We start from the raw sequence: 17,222 nt of genomic DNA, 5'->3' as shown, positions 1-17,222 counted from the left end.
CCACCGATGCCCGTAGTTACCGCTTGCCCTTCCTACGCCGGCCGCCGCCGGCTGCGCCACGCCATACACGCCGCCCTCCTGACGCTGCCGTTGGCAGCCGCCTTGCCTGCCCCGGCGTGGGCGGCCGGGCCCACCGAGGTCGAGCAGGGCAGCCGGCCGGTGGACATTCCCGCCGGGCCGCTGTCCAGCAGCCTCAGTCGCTTCGCCGCCGAGGCGGGCATCGTGCTTTCGGTGGACGGCAGCCTGGTCGCCGGGCGCCAGGCGCCGGCGCTGTCCGGCCGCTACACGCCGGAGCAGGGGCTGGCGCGCCTGCTGGAAGGCTCCGGGCTGCAGGCCACGCAGGATGCACAAGGCACCTGGTCGCTGCGGCCGGTGCCCGGCGAGGGCGCGGCGACGGAACTGGCGCCGATGGTGATCGAGGGCTTCGCGCTGGGTAATGCACTCGGCGATACCGAGGGCTACAACGCCACCCACAGCATGGTCGCCACCAAGACCAGCATGCCACTGCTGGAAACGCCGCAGACCGTTTCGGTGGTCACCCGCCAGCAGATCGAGGACCAGGGCGCGCGCAACGTCTCCCAGGCGCTGCGCTACACGCCCGGGGTGATGAGCTCGCCCTACGGCGCCACCACCCGCTACGACTACGTGGCGATGCGCGGCATCAACGACGGCTCGGTGGACAACCTGTTCCTCGACGGCCTCAAGCTCATGGGCGACAGCGGCACCTACAGCAGCCTGCAGGTCGATCCGTACTTCATCGAACGCATCGACGTGCTCAAGGGGCCGTCCTCGGTCCTCTACGGCCGCAGCCTGCCGGGCGGGCTGGTGGCGATGACCACCAAGAAGCCGCAGTACGAAAGCCGGCGGCAACTGCAACTGTCCTACGGCAGCCACGACTACAAGCAGGCGGCCTTCGACTTCACCGGTCCGCTGGACGACCAGCAACGGATCGCCTACCGGCTGACCGGCGTGGCCAAGGACGCCGACACCCAGGTCGATGGCGTCGAGGAGCAGCGCTATGCGGTCATGCCGTCGCTGAGCATCAACTTCAGCGACGACACCCGGTTGACCCTGCTGGCCATGCTCCAGCACGATCCGGAAAGCGGCTACCACGGCGGCCTGCCGGCCGACGGCACGGTCACCTCGCACAATGGCCGGCGCATCTCGCGCAGCTTCTTCGAGGGCGACGAGGACTACGAGAAGTTCGAGCGCGACCAGCAGATGGTCGGCTACCAGCTCGAGCACCGCTTCAACGATAGGGTGTCGGCCCGGCAGAATTTCCAGTACCTGGATTCCACCGTCGAGTCCGGGCAGGTCTACCAGTATGGTTACGCGACCCAGGACCAGCTGGTGCGCTACTACACCGGCGCCGACGAGGCGCTGCACGCCTGGACGCTGGACAACCAGGTGCAGTTTCTGTTCGACACCGGGGCGTTGAGCCACACCCTGGTGACCGGCCTGGACTACCAGCGGCGCAAGGCCAAGGTCAGCTACGACGGCGCCAACGGGATCGCCGGGATCGACCCCTTCACCGGCGCGGTCGGGCCGGCAACCCGCAGTTCTATCACCAGTACGACGAAAGCCGGGAGCTCGAGCAGACCGGCCTCTACGTTCAGGACCTGGTCAACCTGGGCAACTGGCGCTTCTCGCTGGGCGCGCGGCAGGACTGGGTCGACGTGTCCTTCCGGCAGACCGAGTCGGTGTACGGCGACCAGGCCGATAGCGCCAAGCTCGAACGGTTCACCGGGCGGGTCGGCGTGCTCTACGCCTTCGACAACGGCCTGTCGCCCTACGCCAGCTACTCGGAATCCTTCAACCCCAACGCGACGGGGGCCTACAACTTCGACGGCAGCGCCTACGACATCACTCTGCTCGATCCCACCGAGGGCGAGCAGGTGGAAGTGGGCCTGAAGTACCAGCCGCTGGGCAGCGACGATCTCTATACGGTCTCGCTGTTCGACCTCGAGCAGTCCAACCTGTCGAGCAAGGATTCCAACGAGAGTTTCTTCCGTTCGGTCGGCGAGATCACCTCGCGCGGGGTGGAAGTGGAAGCGCGCCTGCGCCCGCGGGACAACCTCAACGTGCTGGCCAGCTACACCTGGATGGACGTCGAGTACAGCAAGGACTACGTCGGCACGGTGGGGGTGAACAACCGCGGCAACACGCCCAATGCGGTGGCGCGCAACATGGCGGCGCTGTGGGCCGACTACACCCTGGACGGCGGGCCGCTCGCCGGCCTGCAGATCGGCGCCGGGGCACGCTACTTCGGCAAGAGCTGGGCGGACGCGGAGAACACCCTGCGCCTGCCGTCCTATACGTTGTACGACGCGATGCTCGGCTACGACCTGTCGCGGGTCGGCCTCGACGGGCTGGGCGTGCGCCTGAACCTGAACAACCTCACCGACGAGAAGTACGTGGCCGCCTGCAACAGCCTCAACCAGTGCTACTACGGCGAGGCGCGCAACCTGATGGCCACCCTGACCTACGACTTCTGAGCCCCGCCGGCCGTCTTCTCGGGCGGCCGGGACGTGGCCGTCCGGAGGGACGATGCGTTCACTGCTGTTACTGCTGCACCGCTACGTCGGCCTGGCAATCGCCCTGTTCCTGGCGCTCGCCGGCCTGACCGGCAGCGTGCTGGCCTTCCACCACGAACTCGACGAGTGGCTCAACCCCGGCTTCTACCAGACGCCCGGGCAGGGCGAACCGCTCGGTCCGGGTGAGCTAGTCGAGCGGATCGAACAGCGCTATCCGCGCATGCAAGTCTGGTACATGGAGCTGCCCGACGAGCCGCAGCACTCGGCATTGCTCGCCCTGGTGCCGCGCAACGATCCGGGCACCGGCCAGCCCTACGCGGAAAAGCCGGTGGTGCGCTACCTCGACCCGGTCACCGCGGCGGAGGTCGGCAGCCGGCACTGGGGCGAATGCTGTTTCGCCCGGGAGAAGCTGGTGCCCTTCCTGCTGGAATTTCACTACAACCTGGCGCTACCGGGCAGCTGGGGGCTATGGCTGATGGGCATCGTGGCGATCCTCTGGGTGCTGGACTGCCTGGTGTCGCAGCTGCTCACCTTCCCGCGCGGCCGGCCGTTCCTGCGCAAATGGGCGCCGGCCTGGCGGATCAAGCGCGGCCACCTGCACCGCGCCACGCTCGACCTGCACCGCGCCAGCGGCCTCTGGCTGTGGCTGTTGCTGCTGCCGGTGGCGGTCAGCAGCGTGGCGATGAACCTGCCGGAGCAGGTGTTCAAGCCCGCGGTCTCGCTGTTCTCGCCGGTGCCGGCGAGCGTCTACCAGGCGCGCAGCCACCTGCCGGCCGAGGCGCTGGGAACGACCACCTACGGCTATCGGCAGGCGTACGCCCATGCCCTCGAACACGGACGTGCTCTGGGCCTGCACGAGCCGGTCACCGAGCTGTACTACAGCTTCCAGTACAACTTCTACGGCGCCGGCTTCGGCGAGCACGACAGCCCGCAGGGCAATGCCTGGGTGTTCTTCCACGGCACCGATGGCAGCCGCCTGCTGGGCCAGGAGATTCCCGGGCGCGGCAGCTGGGGCGAGCGTTTCTTCCAACTGCAGGCGCCGATCCACGGCGGGCGGATACTCGGCCTTCCGGGGCGGCTGGCGATCGCCGTGCTGGGGCTGGTGGTCGCGGTGCTCTCGGTGACCGGCGTGGCTATCTGGTGGCGCAAGCGTCGCGCTCCGGCGCGCGCGCGGGCGCGGCGCCTGGTCGAGGCGGGGTGACCGGCACGACCGCCCGCCGCAGCGGCCCGTCGAGCAGCCACTGGCGGGCGCGGCTGACGAATTGCTCCTGGAACACCACGCAGAAGGCGATGGTGAACAGCAGCAGGAACGGGTAGTAGCCGAGGAACAGCGGCTGCGCCTTGGCCTGTGCGACGCAGGCCACGGCATTGTTCAGGCACAGCTGGAAATCGATGTTGAGCAGCATCTCCAGACGCCGGAAGACGATGAAAATCGGCGTGTGCAGGGCGAACATCGGCAGCGACGCGCCGCCCAGCCGGCGCGCCCAGCGACGATGCCGCTCGTTCGCCGGGCTCGGGATCATCGCGCAAAGACCCACGGTCGCCAGCACCATCGGCAGCATCAGCCCGTTGTGCAGCAGTACGTACCAGTGGTTGCCGCCGTGCCAGTTGAGTTCGGCGGCGATGCTCAGGCCGACGCCCAGCGCCACCACGGCGAGCAGCTTGATCGGCCCGTGCAGCCCGCTGCCGGCCATCTCGTACTCGCGAAACAGCAGGTAGGCCAGTATGCCGGCGAGGAACACCGGCAGGCGGAAGAGCGGGAAATGATGCAGCAGCCCGATCCAGGTCGAGCCATAGTCGCCATTCAGGATGACCACCACCGGCGGGATCAGGCAGGCGATCCAGGTGAGCAGCAGCAGCCAGACCTTGTGCCGTGCCGCCGCCAGGCGCGGGGCGAAATAGGGGAAGACCAGGTAGAAGAAGAACAGTGTCGAGATCGACCAGAGCGGGCCGTTGTAGGCGAGGAAGACCGGGTTCCAGGCATGCAGCAGGGTCAGCTGCAGCAGGGCGTTGAGCGCCAGCTCGAGATCGCTCAGGTGGTATTCGAGCTGCTCGGGCGCGGTGCGCTTGAGCAGGTCGTCGGCGCGGTAGGCCAGGTGCAGGTCGGTGTGGCTGTCGAAGGTGCCGGTGATCAGCACCAGGGCGATGCAGCTGGCCAGGCCGACCAGGTGGATGGGGTAGAGGTTGGCGAAGCGCTTGGCCATGATGCTCGTCGGCCGTTCGCGAAGCCGGTTGCCGTCCAGGTAGACGTGCGCGAGCAGGAACCCCGACAGGGCGAAGAAGCAACTGGTGGCGAAGAACCCCAGCTCGTTCACTTCCACCAGGCCGTCGAGTCGCGTGTAGCTCTCGTAGAACGGCAGCGTGTGGTACATCACCAGATACACGCCGAGGAAGAAACGCAACCACTCGAGACCGATGAACTTCTCTTTGCCCGCCTGCATGCGTACGACTTTCCTAGGTGGTGGCCCGTTAATACTGGACCGCCAGCAGGCGGGAAGTGTTCCAAAGTTTTTCAAGCGAGGCGTCGCTCAATGCCGAGAGGAACGACCTGCGGTCAGGGACGGATCTCGATCAGCGTCCCGTCCTTGACCAGCGTCCAGAGCTCGCGCATGTCCTCGTTCTTCAGCGCGATGCAGCCTTCGGTCCAGTCCAGCGTGTGGAAATACCATTCCGGATAGTCCTCATCCAGCGGCGTGCCGTGCAGCATGATCATGCTGCCGGGCGGCACGCCTTCGGCATGCGCACGGGCCAGGTCGCGGGCGTTGGGGTAGGAGATGTGCATGGCCAGGTTGTACTTGTCGCTGACCTTGCGCCAGTCGATCCAGTAGAAGCCTTCCGGGGTGCGCCGGTCGCCTTCGCGCTGCTTCGGGCCCCTGGGTTCCTTGCCGAGGGAGATGCGGTAGCTCTTCAGCGTCTCGCCGCGGCTGACCAGATGCAGGCGACGCTCGGACTTGACCACCAGGACCTTGTCGATCATGGCTCCGTCCAGGCTGGGGGCTGCGTTGGCGTGGGACAGGAGGGTGAAACCGAAACAGAAAACGGCGAGGAACCAGCGCATCGAGGTATGTCCCGGGAAAACGACTGCATCAGGCCCGTTGGCGCTTGGCCCGCAACGCGTCGACCGCCTCGTTGCGCACCGGGAAGGCCTGCTGCTCCCGGTCGGAGAAGTAGCATTCTAGGGTACGGCCGATGGTCGGGAAAGCCAGCTCGGACCAGGGGATGTCGGCCTGCTCGAACAGCCTTACCTCCAGGCTTTCGCTCCCCGGGGCGAAGGTCGGTTCGGTCAGCGCACCGCGGAAGAACATGTACACCTGGTCGATGTGCGGCAGGTCGAAGAGCATGTACAGCTCGAGGTCGCGCAGCTCGGCGCAGGCCTCTTCCAGCGTCTCGCGGCGGGCGGCCTGCTCGAGGGTTTCGCCGTTCTCCATGAAGCCGGCCGGCAGCGTCCAGTAGCCGCGGCGCGGCTCGATCGCGCGTCGGCACAGCAGCACCTGGGAACCCCACACCGGCAGGCAGCCGGCGACGATGCGCGGATTCTGGTAATGCACGGTGGTGCAATGGTCGCAGACGAAGCGCGGCCGATTGTCGCCTTCGGGGATGCGCTGGACGAGCGTGCCGCCGCACTGATTGCAGAATTTCATACCGGTTCCTCGTGCTTTCCGACCTAATCTTGGCCGGCTCCCGCCGGCCGGGCAAGCCGCGCCGCGAGCCCGCGGGTGGTGGGCGGGCCACGGGTTTCGTGCCATGATGCCGGTCCGAATACCAGACGAGGCCCTGCATGCTGGACGACATCTTCCAACGGGTGCGGGACTACAGCCCGCGGCTCCTGGAACCGGAGGGCACACTGCCCGAAGCCGCCGTACTGATGCCGATCACGCGCTCGGACGCGCCGGAGCTGGTGCTCACGCTGCGCGCCAGCGGCCTGTCGACGCACGGCGGCGAGGTGGCCTTTCCCGGAGGCCGGCGCGACCCGGAAGACGCCGACCTGGTCCAGACCGCGCTGCGCGAGGCCGAGGAAGAGGTCGGGCTGGCGCCGGGCCTGGTGGAAATCGTCGGACCGCTCAGCAGCCTGGTCTCGCGCTACGGCATCCACGTCACGCCCTACGTGGGCTTCGTCCCCGACTACTTCGAATACCGCCCCAACGATGCGGAGATCGCCTCGGTGTTTTCCGTGCCGCTGGAGTTCTTTCGGCAGGACCCGCGCGAGGTGACCCACCGCATCGACTACGTCGGCCAGAGCTGGTACGTGCCGGCCTATCAGTACGGCGACTATCGTATCTGGGGGCTGACCGCGACCATGATCGTCGAACTGGTGAACGTCATCTACGACGCCGGCATCGACCTGCGCCGCGCACCTCCATCCTTCATCGATCTGAGCAGCAGCAAGAGGTCCTGACCGTGAAATACCGCCTGGGAGATTCCCGCGTCGACGCCCATCCGCAGAGCTGGGCCGCCCCCAGCGCCACCCTGATCGGCAAGATCCGTCTCGACGAGGGCGCCAGCGTCTGGTTCGGCGCGGTGCTGCGCGGCGACAACGAGCTGATCCACATCGGCCCGAACAGCAACGTACAGGACGCCGCGGTGATGCACACCGACATGGGCTATCCGCTGACGCTGGGCACCGGGGTGACCATCGGCCACCACGCCATGCTGCACGGCTGCACGGTCGGCGACTACAGCCTGATCGGCATCAACGCCGTGGTGCTCAACGGGGCGAAGATCGGCAAGTACTGCATCATCGGCGCCAATGCGCTGATCCCCGAAGGCAAGGAGATTCCCGACGGCTCGCTGGTGATGGGCTCGCCGGGCAAGGTGGTGCGCGAACTCAGCGAAGAGCAGCGCAAGAAGCTCGAGGCCAGCGCGGCGCACTACGTGCACAACGCGCAGCGCTACGCCCGCGATCTGGCGGAGGACGCTTGAGCACCGTCCCCTCCGGCCCGGCCGCACGTCCCGTGCGTTCGCCCTGCGTCAGCATCTGCGCGCTGAACGACGCCGACATCTGTGTCGGCTGCCAGCGCAGCGCCAGCGAAATCAGCCGCTGGGGCCGTATGACCGACGACGAGCGCCGCGAAGTTCTGGTCCTCTGCCAGCTGCGCGCCCGCGAGAGCGGCAACCTGCTTTAACACTCCTTTTCCATTTCGAGGAACATCATGTCCCGCATCGGTACGCCCCTGTCCGCCAGCGCCACCCGTGTCCTGCTCTGTGGTTCCGGCGAGCTGGGCAAGGAACTGGTGATCGAACTGCAACGCCTGGGCGTGGAAGTCATCGCCGTCGACCGCTATGCCAACGCTCCGGCGATGCAGGTCGCCCATCGCAGCCACGTCATCAACATGCTCGACGGCGCCGCGCTGCGAGCGCTGATCGAGCAGGAGCGGCCGCACTACATCGTGCCGGAGATCGAGGCGATCGCCACCGCGACCCTGGTCGAGCTGGAGTCCGAGGGCTTCACCGTGATCCCTACGGCGCGCGCGGCGCAACTGACCATGAACCGCGAGGGCATCCGCCGCCTCGCCGCGGAAGAGCTCGGCCTGCCGACCTCGCCCTATCGCTTCGCCGATTCGCTGGAAGCCTGCCGCGAGGCGGCGCTGGCGCTCGGCTTCCCGTGCCTGGTCAAGCCGGTGATGAGCTCGTCGGGCAAGGGCCAGTCGGTGCTGCGCGGCACCGAGGACATCGATGCCGCCTGGAACTACGCGCAGGCCGGCGGCCGTGCGGGGCAGGGGCGGGTCATCGTCGAGGGTTTCATCGACTTCGACTACGAGATCACCCTGCTGACCGTGCGCCATGCCGGCGGCACCAGCTTCTGCCAGCCGGTCGGCCACCGCCAGGAGAAGGGCGACTACCAGGAATCCTGGCAGCCGCAGCCGATGACCGCAGCGGCGCGCGCCGAGGCCGAGCGCATCGCCCTGGCGATCACCGACGGGCTCGGTGGGCGTGGCATCTTCGGCGTGGAGCTGTTCGTCAAGGGCGATCAGGTGTGGTTCTGCGAGGTGTCCCCGCGCCCGCACGACACCGGCCTGGTGACCCTGGTGTCGCAGGACCTGTCCGAGTTCGCCCTGCATGCGCGGGCCATTCTCGGCCTGCCGATCCCGGCGATCCGCCAGCTCGGCCCGGCGGCCTCGGCGGTGGTGCTGGTGGAGGGCGAGTCGACGCAGATGACCTTCGGCGGGCTGGAAGAGGCGCTGGCGGAGCCGGACACCGCCCTGCGCCTGTTCGGCAAGCCGGAGGTGAAGGGGCAGCGCCGTCTGGGCGTGGCGCTGGCGCGCGGCGAATCGATCGAAGCGGCACGGGCCAAGGCGACCCGCGCCGCGCGGGCGGTGAAGGTCGACCTCTGATCGGCAGCGGGCGTCCGCGGGAGCGGGCGCCTATTCCTCGCTTTCTTCTTCCGGGTCCTGGCCCGCGTCCCAGGCGCGCACGCTCTTCACGCGGTTCTCCGCGGCCTGGAGGATCTCCAGGCGGTAGCGGCCGATCTGCAGGCAGACGCTGCTGTCCGGAATGTGCTCGAGCGCCTCGGTGATCAGCCCGTTGAGCGTCTTCGGGCCCTCGCACGGCAGGTGCCAGCCCAGCGCGCGGTTCACCTCGCGGATGTAGGCGGCGCCGTCGATCACCTGGGTGCCGTCGTCCTGCGGATGGATGTCCGGACTGCGCAGGGCGTCCTGGTTGCTGAACTCGCCGACGATTTCCTCGAGGATGTCCTCCAGGGTGACGATGCCGAGCACGTCACCGTATTCGTCGACGACGATGCCGATGCGCCGCTTCTGCTTCTGGAAGTTCAGCAGCTGGGTCGACAGCGGCGTGTTTTCCGGCACGAAGTAGGGCTCGGTGCAGGCTTCGAGCAGGGCTTCCTTGGTCAACTGGTCGTGGCTGAGCAGGCGCGCGATATGGCGCATGTGCACCACGCCTTCGATCTGGTTGATGTCCTCGCGATAGACCGGCAGCCGGGTGTGCGGCGTGGTGCGCAGCTGGCCGATGATGGTCTCCAGGTCGTCGTCCAGGTTGATGCCGGCCACCTCGTGGCGCGGGATCATGATGTCGTCCACCGTCACCCGTTCGAGATCGAGGATGCCGAGCAGCATGCTCTGGCGATTGAGCGGCAGGCTGGTGCCCGATTCGCGCACTACGCTGCGCAGTTCCTCGGTGGACAGCGTATCGCTGCCCTTTGCCGCCGGATCGATGCCGATGAGTTTGAGCAGGCCGTTGCTGATCCAGCCGAGCGTGGCCACCAGCGGGTAGAGGATGCGTTGCAGGAACGTCAGCGGCAGGCTGAACGGGTAGGCCACCAGTTCCGGGCGCAGCGCGGCGAGGGTCTTCGGGGTGATCTCGCCGAAGATCAGCAGCAGGATGGTCAGGCCGAGGGTGGCGATGGCGATGCCCGCTTCGCCCCACAGCTGCATCGCCAGCACCGTGGCGATCGACGAGGCGAGGATGTTGACGAAGTTGTTGCCCACCAGGATGGTGCCGAGCAGGCGATCGGGCCGCGACAGCAGGCGGCTGGCGCGGCGCGCCGCGCGATGTCCCTCCTTGGCCTGGTGCCGCAGCCGGTAGCGGTTGAGGCTGAGCATGCCGGTCTCGGCGCTGGAGAAGAACGCCGAACACAATAGAAGGAAGACCAGCAGGCCAACGAGGAAGCCGGGAGGTAGGTTTTCCATCAGGCCGTCATCAGATGTGCAGGATGAATTCGCGGACCAGCTTGCTGCCGAAGTAGGCCAGCATCAGCAGGCAGAAGCCTGCGAGCGTCAGGCGGATCGCCTTGTGCCCGCGCCAGCCCAGGCGATGACGACCCCACAGCAGGACGCCGAACACCACCCAGGCCAGCACCGACAGCGCGGTCTTGTGCACCAGATGCTGGGCGAACAGGTCGTCGAGGAACAGCCAGCCGGACAGCAGCGAGGCCGAGAGCAGCAGCCACCCGGCCCAGAGGAAGCCGAACAGCAGGCTTTCCATGGTCTGCAGCGGCGGGAAGTTGCGGATCACCCCGGAAGGGTGCTTGTGCTTGAGGTAGTGATCCTGCAGCAACAGCAGGAGCGACTGGAAGACGGCGATCGTCAGCAGCCCGTAGGCGATGATCGAGAACAGGATGTGCGCCAGGATGCCGGGCGCCTCGGTGATCACCTGGGGCGTGCCCGAGGGGGCGAACTGGCCGAGCAGCACCGTCAGGCAGCCGAGCGGGAACAGCGGCAGCAGCAGGTTCTCCACCGGCATGCGGTTGACCGCCAGCAGCAGCAGGAGGATGACGGCAGCGGCGATCAGGCTGGAGGCGGTGAAGAAGTCCAGCACCAGGCCGGCGGGGGCGAGCAGCTGGTAGACCAGGCTGGCACCATGCGCGAGCAAGGCCAGGGAGCCAAGCAGCAGGAGCAGACGTCTGTCCGGCACGGCGCGTTGTGCCAGCCGCAGGCCCTGGTAGCCGGTGGCACCGGCGTAGAGGCAGGCGGCGGCAAGGCTTGGCAGCAGAGGATACATAGGTCCTGCAAAGGCGATCGGAAAGGGCGTGAGTGTGGCATAAACCTCCTGACCGCAAAAGCGGCAGGCGGCACGCTCCGGCGTTAAAAGCATGACGGGCGGGGTACCGGCCGGCGGCGCCCAGCTTCTATAATCCCGGCCCTCACCCTATCGGCGTGGAATGCTCATGTTCGAAAACCTTACCGACCGTCTTTCCCAGACCCTGCGTCATGTCACCGGCAAGGCCAGGCTGACCGAGGACAACATCAAGGACACCCTGCGCGAAGTGCGCATGGCGCTGCTCGAGGCCGACGTGGCGCTGCCGGTGGTCAAGGAGTTCGTCAACCGGGTCAAGGAGCGCGCGGTCGGCACCGAGGTCTCCAAGAGCCTGACCCCGGGCCAGGCGTTCGTGAAGATCGTGCGCGCCGAGCTCGAGGAGCTGATGGGCGCCGCCAACGAGGAACTGGCGCTGAACGTCGCGCCGCCGGCGGTGGTGCTGATGGCCGGCCTGCAGGGCGCGGGCAAGACCACCACGGTCGGCAAGCTCGCGCGGCACCTCAAGGAGCGCCGGAAGAAATCGGTGCTGGTGGTTTCGGCCGACGTCTACCGGCCCGCGGCGATCAAGCAGCTGGAGACCCTGGCCGGCGAAGTCGGCGTGACCTTCTTCCCCTCGGACGCCAGCCAGAAGCCGGTGGACATCGCCCAGGCGGCGATCCGCGAGGCGAAGCTCAAGTTCATCGACGTGGTGCTGGTGGACACCGCTGGCCGCCTAGCCGTGGACGCCGAGATGATGGCCGAGATCCAGGCCATCCATGCGGCGATCAAGCCGGCCGAGACGCTGTTCGTGGTCGACGCCATGACCGGCCAGGACGCCGCCAACACCGCCAAGGCCTTCGGCGATGCGCTGCCATTGACCGGCGTGGTGCTGACCAAGGTCGACGGCGACGCGCGCGGCGGCGCGGCGCTGTCGGTGCGTCACGTCACCGGCAAGCCGATCAAGTTCCTCGGCATGGGCGAGAAGAGCGACGCCCTCGAACCCTTCCACCCGGACCGCATCGCCTCGCGCATCCTCGGCATGGGCGACGTGCTCAGCCTCATCGAGCAGGCCGAGCAGACCCTCGACCGCGAGAAGGCCGAGAAGCTCACCAGGAAGCTGAAGAAAGGCAAGGGCTTCGACCTCGAGGACTTCCGCGACCAGCTGCAGCAGATGAAGAACATGGGTGGCCTCGGCGGGCTCATGGACAAGCTGCCGATGATGGGCGGGGTGAACCTGTCGCAGATGGGCAACGTCCAGGGCGCGGCCGAGAAGCAGTTCAAGCAGATGGAAGCCATCATCAATTCCATGACTCCGGCCGAGCGCCGCGATCCGGAAATCATCAGCGGCTCGCGCAAGCGCCGCATCGCCCTGGGTTCCGGCACCCAGGTGCAGGACATCGGTCGGCTGATCAAGCAGCACAAGCAGATGCAGAAGATGATGAAGAAGGTGACCGGCAAGGGCGGCATGGCGAAGATGATGCGCGGCATGGGCGGGATGTTCCCCGGCGGCGGCATGCCGAAGTTCTAGCGGCGCGGCTATAGGCGGTAGGTCAAAAGCGGCTACAGGCTACAGGCTACAGGCTACAGGCTGCAGGCTGCAGGCGAAAGGCGCGGAAAAGCGCTTGACAGCGTTTTGGCGAGGCCCGACACACTGGAAGCCTTCAGCCTTCAGCCTTCAGCCTTCAGCCTTCAGCCTTCAGCCTTCAGCCTTCAGCAAAACAGTTTGCAAAATCCCCGGCATTCCTTAAAATACGCGGCCTTTCGGGCCCAGGCCCATTTTAAGTGTGTGCCTTAAGTTAGCACCGACTACAGGAACGATGTTCACATGGTAACCATCCGTCTCGCCCGTGGCGGCTCCAAGAAGCGCCCTTTCTACCACCTGACCGTGACCAACAGCCGCAATGCGCGTGATGGTCGCTTCGTCGAGCGCATCGGTTTCTTCAACCCGGTCGCCACCGGTAGCGAAGTTCGCCTCTCGGTCGACCAGGAGCGCGCTGCCTACTGGCTGGGCCAGGGCGCACAGCCGTCCGAGCGCGTTGCTCAACTGCTCAAGGAAGCCGGCAAGGCCGCTGCCTGAGCACCATGAACAGCATGCCGGCACCGGCCGACGACCTCCTGGTCCTTGGCAAGATCGTTTCGGTGCATGGCATACGGGGCGAGGTGAAGGTCTACTCCTTCACCGATCCCATCGACAATCTGCTGGATTACCGTCACTGGACGCTCAGGCGAGGTGACGAGGTCCGGCAGGTCGAACTGGCCAACGGCCGACTGCAAGGTAATGTTCTGGTCGCCAAGCTGGCGGGCCTGGACGACCGGGAGGTCGCGCGGACCTACGCGGACTTCGAGATCTGCGTGCCGCGCTCGGAGCTGCCGGCGCTGGAAGAGGGCGAGTTCTACTGGCACCAGCTGGTGGGGTTGAAGGTCGTCGACCAGACTGGGCAACTGCTCGGCAAGGTGGATCACCTGTTCGAGACCGGCGCCAACGATGTCCTGGTGGTCAGGCCCTGTGTCGGCAGCCTGGATGAGCGCGAGCGCCTGCTGCCCTACACCGATCAGTGCGTGCTGAGCATCGACCTGGAAGCGGGCGAGATGCGGGTCGACTGGGACGCGGATTTCTGATCGATGGGAATGCGCGTCGACGTCATCACGCTGTTTCCGGAGATGTTCGCCGCGGTCAGCGACTACGGCATCACCAGCCGCGCGGTGAAGCAGGGCCTGCTGCATCTGGTCTGCTGGAACCCGCGGGCCTACACCGAGGATCGGCACCAGACCGTGGACGACCGGCCCTTCGGCGGCGGCCCCGGGATGGTGATGAAGATCAGGCCGCTGGAGGCAGCGCTGGCCGATGCCAGGCTCGCCGCCGGCGAGCGGGCGAAGGTGATCTACCTCTCGCCGCAGGGGCGGCCGCTGAAACAGGCCGCCGTGCGCGAGCTGGCGAAGGAGGAGGCACTGATCCTCATCGCCGGCCGCTACGAAGGCATCGACGAGCGCTTCATCGAGGCGCATGTGGATGAGGAATGGTCGATCGGCGACTACGTGCTGTCCGGCGGCGAGCTGCCGGCGATGGTGCTGATCGATTCGGTGACCCGGTTGCTCCCTGGAGCGCTGGGGCATGCTGATTCGGCCGAGGAGGATTCGTTTTCGTACGGCCTGCTTGACTGTCCGCACTACACCCGCCCGGAGGTGTATGCGGATAAACGTGTTCCTGAGGTGCTGCTCAGCGGCAATCACGAACACATCCGGCGCTGGCGTTTGCAGCAGTCCCTCGGGCGGACCTGGGAACGCCGCGCTGATCTTCTGGATAGCCGCTCGCTTTCTGGAGAAGAGCAAAAGCTGTTGGCGGAATACATTCGTCAGCGGAACGATAGTTAACGTATCGATGGCCGCCCAGAGGCGTGCCTTAGGAGCACAGCATGACCAACAAGATCATCCAGCAGCTCGAAGCCGAGCAGATGAGCAAGGAAATCCCGCCGTTCGCCCCCGGTGACACCGTGGTCGTTCAGGTGAAGGTGAAGGAAGGCGATCGTCAGCGTCTCCAGGCCTTCGAGGGCGTGGTGATCGGCAAGCGCAACCGTGGCCTGAACAGTGCCTTCACCGTGCGCAAGATCTCCAACGGCGTGGGCGTGGAGCGTACCTTCCAGACCTACAGCCCGCTGGTCGACAGCGTCAGCGTCAAGCGCCGCGGCGACGTGCGCAAGGCCAAGCTGTACTACCTCCGCGAACTGTCCGGCAAGGCAGCGCGCATCAAGGAGAAGCTGTCCTGAGGACGGCGCTCCCGCCAAGCAGAAAAGCAGCCTGAGGGCTGCTTTTTTGTGCGTATCCGAAAAGGGGCCCGAAGGCGTAAGTCCCGCCGAGGCGCTCGCAACTGCCTGCGTGGCAGCGTGACAACAACGACAACACTCGCGACACGGCGGCAGCCACCTGACCCAGAGAGCAGTGGCATGACCCCGAGAGAACATGAAATCCTGAGCCGTATCGAGCGCTCGGAAACCCGCGTGGCCAAGGCGGTGTTCCCGCCGACCACCAACCACCACAACACCCTGTTCGGCGGCACCGCGCTGGCCTGGATGGACGAGGTGTCCTTCATCACCGCCACGCGCTTCTGCCGCCTGCCGCTGGTGACCGTGTCCACCGACCGCATCGACTTCAATCACGCGATACCCGCCGGTTCGATCGTCGAGCTGATCGGCCGGGTGGTGAAGGTCGGCAATACCAGCCTCAAGGTCGACGTCGAGGTGTTCGTCGAAAGCATGTCCGCCGACGGGCGCGAGCGGGCGATCAAGGGTTCCTTCAGCTTCGTCGCCATCGACGAAGACAAGCGCCCGATTCCGGTATTGCCAGACTTCCCGGCCTGAGCGCCCTGTGGAAGACTGCCGATACATCCGGCCCGATACCGCTTCATGTCCCGAACGCCCGACCCGCTGATCGACCGCTTCCTCGACGCCCTGTGGCTCGAGAAGGGGCTGTCCGACAACACCCGCAGCGCCTACCGCACCGACCTCTCGCTGTTCGACGACTGGCTGCACGCGCGTGGTGGCAACCTGCTCGCGGCCGGGCGCGAGGCGATCCTCGATCACCTTGCCTGGCGCCTGGCGCAGGGCTACAAGGCCCGCTCGACCGCGCGCCTGCTATCGGGGTTGCGCGGGTTTTACCGCTATCTGGTGCGCGAGGGCCTGCTCGAGGCCGACCCGACCCTGCGGGTCGAGCTGCCGCACATTGGCCAGCCGCTGCCGAAGTCGCTGTCCGAGGCGCAGGTGGAGGCGCTGCTCGCCGCTCCCGACGTCGACGACCCGCTCGGCCTGCGCGACCGCGCGATGCTCGAGGTGCTCTATGCCTGCGGACTGCGCGTCACCGAGCTGGTCAGCCTGACGCTCGAGCAGGTGAGCCTGCGCCAGGGCGTATTGCGCACCTTCGGCAAGGGCAGCAAGGAGCGCCTGGTGCCGCTCGGTCTGGAGGCGATCCACTGGCTCGAGCACTACCTGGCGCAGGGGCGGGCGGCGCTGCTCGGCGGCCGGCCGAGCGACGTGCTGTTCCCCAGCCAGCGCGGGCAGATGATGACGCGGCAGACCTTCTGGTACCGGATCAAGTTGCACGCGGCGGCCGCCGGGATCGGCAGCGGGCTGTCGCCGCACACGCTGCGACATGCCTTCGCCACCCACCTGCTCAACCACGGCGCCGACCTGCGTACCGTGCAGATGCTGCTCGGCCATAGCAACCTGTCCACCACGCAGATCTACACCCACGTCGCCCGCGCCCGCCTGCAGCAGCTGCACGCCGAGCACCACCCGCGCGGCTGAGCGCTGTGACGATCACCGCGTTTCCGTCGGGAAGCGGCCGGCCGCCGGCGGCCTGTGGTAGGCTGCGTCGATCACCTCACCGTCGCCCGACAGGAGTCTTCATGCGTGTCTTTCCGCTTATCGCCGGTGCGGCGCTGAGCCTGGCCGGCAGCCTTGCGCTCGCCGCCGATCCCGACCAGGCGATTCGCCAGACCCTCAACGCCCTGCAGCCGGACCTGCCGATCGAGGCGATCGCCGAAAGCCCGATGCCGGGCCTGTACCAGGTACAGCTGCAGGGCGGCCGGCAGCTCTATGCCAGCGCCGACGGCCAGTTCCTCGTGCAGGGCTACCTGTTCCAGATGCGCGACGGCCAGGCGGTCAACCTGACCGAGCAGGCCGAGAGCCGCTCGGTCGCCAAGCTGATCGATGCCATTCCCGAGTCGCAGATGGTGGTCTTCCCGGCACAGTCGCCAAAGACCCGCATCACCGTGTTCACCGACACCGACTGCGGCTACTGTCAGAAGCTGCACTCCGCGGTCGCCGAGCTGAACCGGCTCGGCGTGGAGGTACGCTACGTTGCCTTCCCGCGCCAGGGGCTCGGCTCGCACGGCTACAACACCCTGGTCAGCGTCTGGTGCGCCAAGGACCGGCAGGCCGCCATGAACAAGGCCAAGGCACGCCAGGACGTGCCGACCGCCAGTTGCGAGAACCCGGTCGCCGACCAGTACAAGCTCGGCCAGATGATCGGGGTGCAGGGCACGCCGGCCATCGTGCTCGCCGACGGGCGGATCGTTCCCGGCTACCAGCCGGCGCCGCAACTGGCGGAGATCGCCCTGGCCGCCGCGCAATCCGCCGATCGGAAAGCCGTCGCCCAGCAGCAGGCGCAGTAAAACGACGCCTGCCGCACCCTGTCTCAACACGGGCCGCCGATGCGGCCCGT

Annotated in this window: 18 protein-coding genes and 1 pseudogene; 14 read left to right on the top strand and 5 right to left on the bottom strand. The window is 66.9% G+C overall.

Features of this window, described 5'->3' with window-relative positions; genetic code table 11:
* Nucleotides 1–6: 6 nt before the first annotated feature.
* Nucleotides 7–2,495 (top strand): annotated as a pseudogene (locus H610_RS23990) (TonB-dependent siderophore receptor).
* A gap of 52 nt (nt 2,496–2,547) precedes the next feature.
* A complete protein-coding gene (locus tag H610_RS0115280; protein WP_028240488.1) occupies nt 2,548–3,735 on the top strand; it encodes a PepSY-associated TM helix domain-containing protein in 1,188 nt (395 codons plus the stop codon).
* Here the strand turns inward: H610_RS0115280 and H610_RS23985 are convergent.
* The 3 genes from H610_RS23985 to H610_RS0115265 form a co-directional block, all read right to left on the bottom strand.
* Nucleotides 3,668–4,975, bottom strand: coding sequence for an acyltransferase family protein (locus tag H610_RS23985; protein ID WP_051231785.1), 1,308 nt, complete (start codon nt 4,973–4,975; stop codon nt 3,668–3,670). The genes H610_RS0115280 and H610_RS23985 overlap by 68 nt on opposite strands.
* 113 nt (nt 4,976–5,088) lie before the next feature.
* Entirely contained in the window at nt 5,089–5,592 is a 504-nt protein-coding gene (locus H610_RS0115270) for a L,D-transpeptidase family protein (protein ID WP_028240487.1), read from the bottom strand.
* Between the two features lie 28 nt (nt 5,593–5,620).
* Nucleotides 5,621–6,175 (bottom strand): NUDIX hydrolase, encoded by a 555-nt coding sequence (locus tag H610_RS0115265; protein ID WP_028240486.1) that lies wholly within the window; start codon nt 6,173–6,175, stop codon nt 5,621–5,623.
* Nucleotides 6,176–6,312: 137 nt separating this feature from the next.
* Here H610_RS0115265 and H610_RS0115260 point away from each other — a divergent pair, with 137 nt between their 5' ends.
* Genes H610_RS0115260 through purT form a run of 4 tightly spaced genes read left to right on the top strand, consistent with a single transcriptional unit; the run spans nt 6,313 to nt 8,866 of the window.
* Nucleotides 6,313–6,930, top strand: a complete 618-nt coding sequence (locus H610_RS0115260) for a CoA pyrophosphatase (protein WP_028240485.1) — start codon at nt 6,313–6,315, stop codon at nt 6,928–6,930.
* A gap of 2 nt (nt 6,931–6,932) precedes the next feature.
* Nucleotides 6,933–7,454 carry a gamma carbonic anhydrase family protein gene (locus tag H610_RS0115255; protein WP_028240484.1) on the top strand — a complete coding sequence of 174 codons (522 nt, stop codon included), beginning with the start codon at nt 6,933–6,935 and terminating at the stop codon, nt 7,452–7,454.
* Complete coding sequence (locus H610_RS0115250; RefSeq protein WP_028240483.1) at nt 7,451–7,657, top strand: DUF1289 domain-containing protein; 207 nt, start codon at nt 7,451–7,453, stop codon at nt 7,655–7,657. Before H610_RS0115255 ends, H610_RS0115250 begins: the two co-directional genes overlap by 4 nt.
* A 27-nt stretch (nt 7,658–7,684) precedes the next feature.
* The gene (gene purT, locus H610_RS0115245) at nt 7,685–8,866 is read left to right on the top strand and encodes a formate-dependent phosphoribosylglycinamide formyltransferase (protein ID WP_028240482.1); all 1,182 of its coding nucleotides are present in this window, start codon (nt 7,685–7,687) and stop codon (nt 8,864–8,866) included.
* 30 nt (nt 8,867–8,896) lie between these two features.
* Here purT and H610_RS0115240 read toward each other — a convergent pair whose 3' ends face one another.
* Both H610_RS0115240 and H610_RS0115235 read right to left on the bottom strand, forming a co-directional pair.
* The gene (locus H610_RS0115240) at nt 8,897–10,180 is read right to left on the bottom strand and encodes an HlyC/CorC family transporter (protein ID WP_028240481.1); all 1,284 of its coding nucleotides are present in this window, start codon (nt 10,178–10,180) and stop codon (nt 8,897–8,899) included.
* Nucleotides 10,181–10,190: 10 nt separating this feature from the next.
* Nucleotides 10,191–10,991: a cytochrome C assembly family protein gene (locus tag H610_RS0115235; RefSeq protein WP_028240480.1), complete on the bottom strand. Its 801-nt coding sequence runs from the start codon at nt 10,989–10,991 to the stop codon at nt 10,191–10,193.
* Between the two features lie 166 nt (nt 10,992–11,157).
* Between H610_RS0115235 and ffh the strand changes: the two genes are divergently transcribed.
* From ffh to H610_RS0115195, 8 genes are all read left to right on the top strand, one after another.
* The gene (gene ffh / locus H610_RS0115230; RefSeq protein ID WP_028240479.1) at nt 11,158–12,534 is read left to right on the top strand and encodes a signal recognition particle protein; all 1,377 of its coding nucleotides are present in this window, start codon (nt 11,158–11,160) and stop codon (nt 12,532–12,534) included.
* A 297-nt stretch (nt 12,535–12,831) separates the two neighbouring features.
* The gene (gene rpsP / locus H610_RS0115225; RefSeq protein WP_028240478.1) at nt 12,832–13,083 is read left to right on the top strand and encodes a 30S ribosomal protein S16; all 252 of its coding nucleotides are present in this window, start codon (nt 12,832–12,834) and stop codon (nt 13,081–13,083) included.
* Between the two features lie 14 nt (nt 13,084–13,097).
* On the top strand, nt 13,098–13,625 hold the full coding sequence (gene rimM, locus H610_RS0115220; protein WP_028240477.1) for a ribosome maturation factor RimM: 528 nt from the start codon (nt 13,098–13,100) through the stop codon (nt 13,623–13,625).
* A 9-nt stretch (nt 13,626–13,634) separates the two neighbouring features.
* A complete protein-coding gene (trmD, locus tag H610_RS0115215) occupies nt 13,635–14,378 on the top strand; it encodes a tRNA (guanosine(37)-N1)-methyltransferase TrmD (protein WP_043238691.1) in 744 nt (247 codons plus the stop codon).
* 41 nt (nt 14,379–14,419) lie between these two features.
* Entirely contained in the window at nt 14,420–14,770 is a 351-nt protein-coding gene (gene rplS, locus H610_RS0115210) for a 50S ribosomal protein L19 (RefSeq protein ID WP_028240475.1), read from the top strand.
* 177 nt (nt 14,771–14,947) lie between these two features.
* The gene (locus tag H610_RS0115205; protein WP_028240474.1) at nt 14,948–15,361 is read left to right on the top strand and encodes an acyl-CoA thioesterase; all 414 of its coding nucleotides are present in this window, start codon (nt 14,948–14,950) and stop codon (nt 15,359–15,361) included.
* 45 nt (nt 15,362–15,406) lie between these two features.
* The gene (gene xerD / locus H610_RS0115200; RefSeq protein ID WP_028240473.1) at nt 15,407–16,303 is read left to right on the top strand and encodes a site-specific tyrosine recombinase XerD; all 897 of its coding nucleotides are present in this window, start codon (nt 15,407–15,409) and stop codon (nt 16,301–16,303) included.
* 101 nt (nt 16,304–16,404) lie between these two features.
* Entirely contained in the window at nt 16,405–17,172 is a 768-nt protein-coding gene (locus tag H610_RS0115195; protein WP_028240472.1) for a disulfide isomerase DsbC N-terminal domain-containing protein, read from the top strand.
* Nucleotides 17,173–17,222 lie beyond the last annotated feature (50 nt).

Origin of the sequence: Stutzerimonas azotifigens DSM 17556 (assembly GCF_000425625.1) — a bacterium.
GTDB classification, from domain to species: Bacteria; Pseudomonadota; Gammaproteobacteria; order Pseudomonadales; family Pseudomonadaceae; genus Stutzerimonas; species Stutzerimonas azotifigens.
This window is presented reverse-complemented; position numbering and strand designations above follow the sequence as displayed.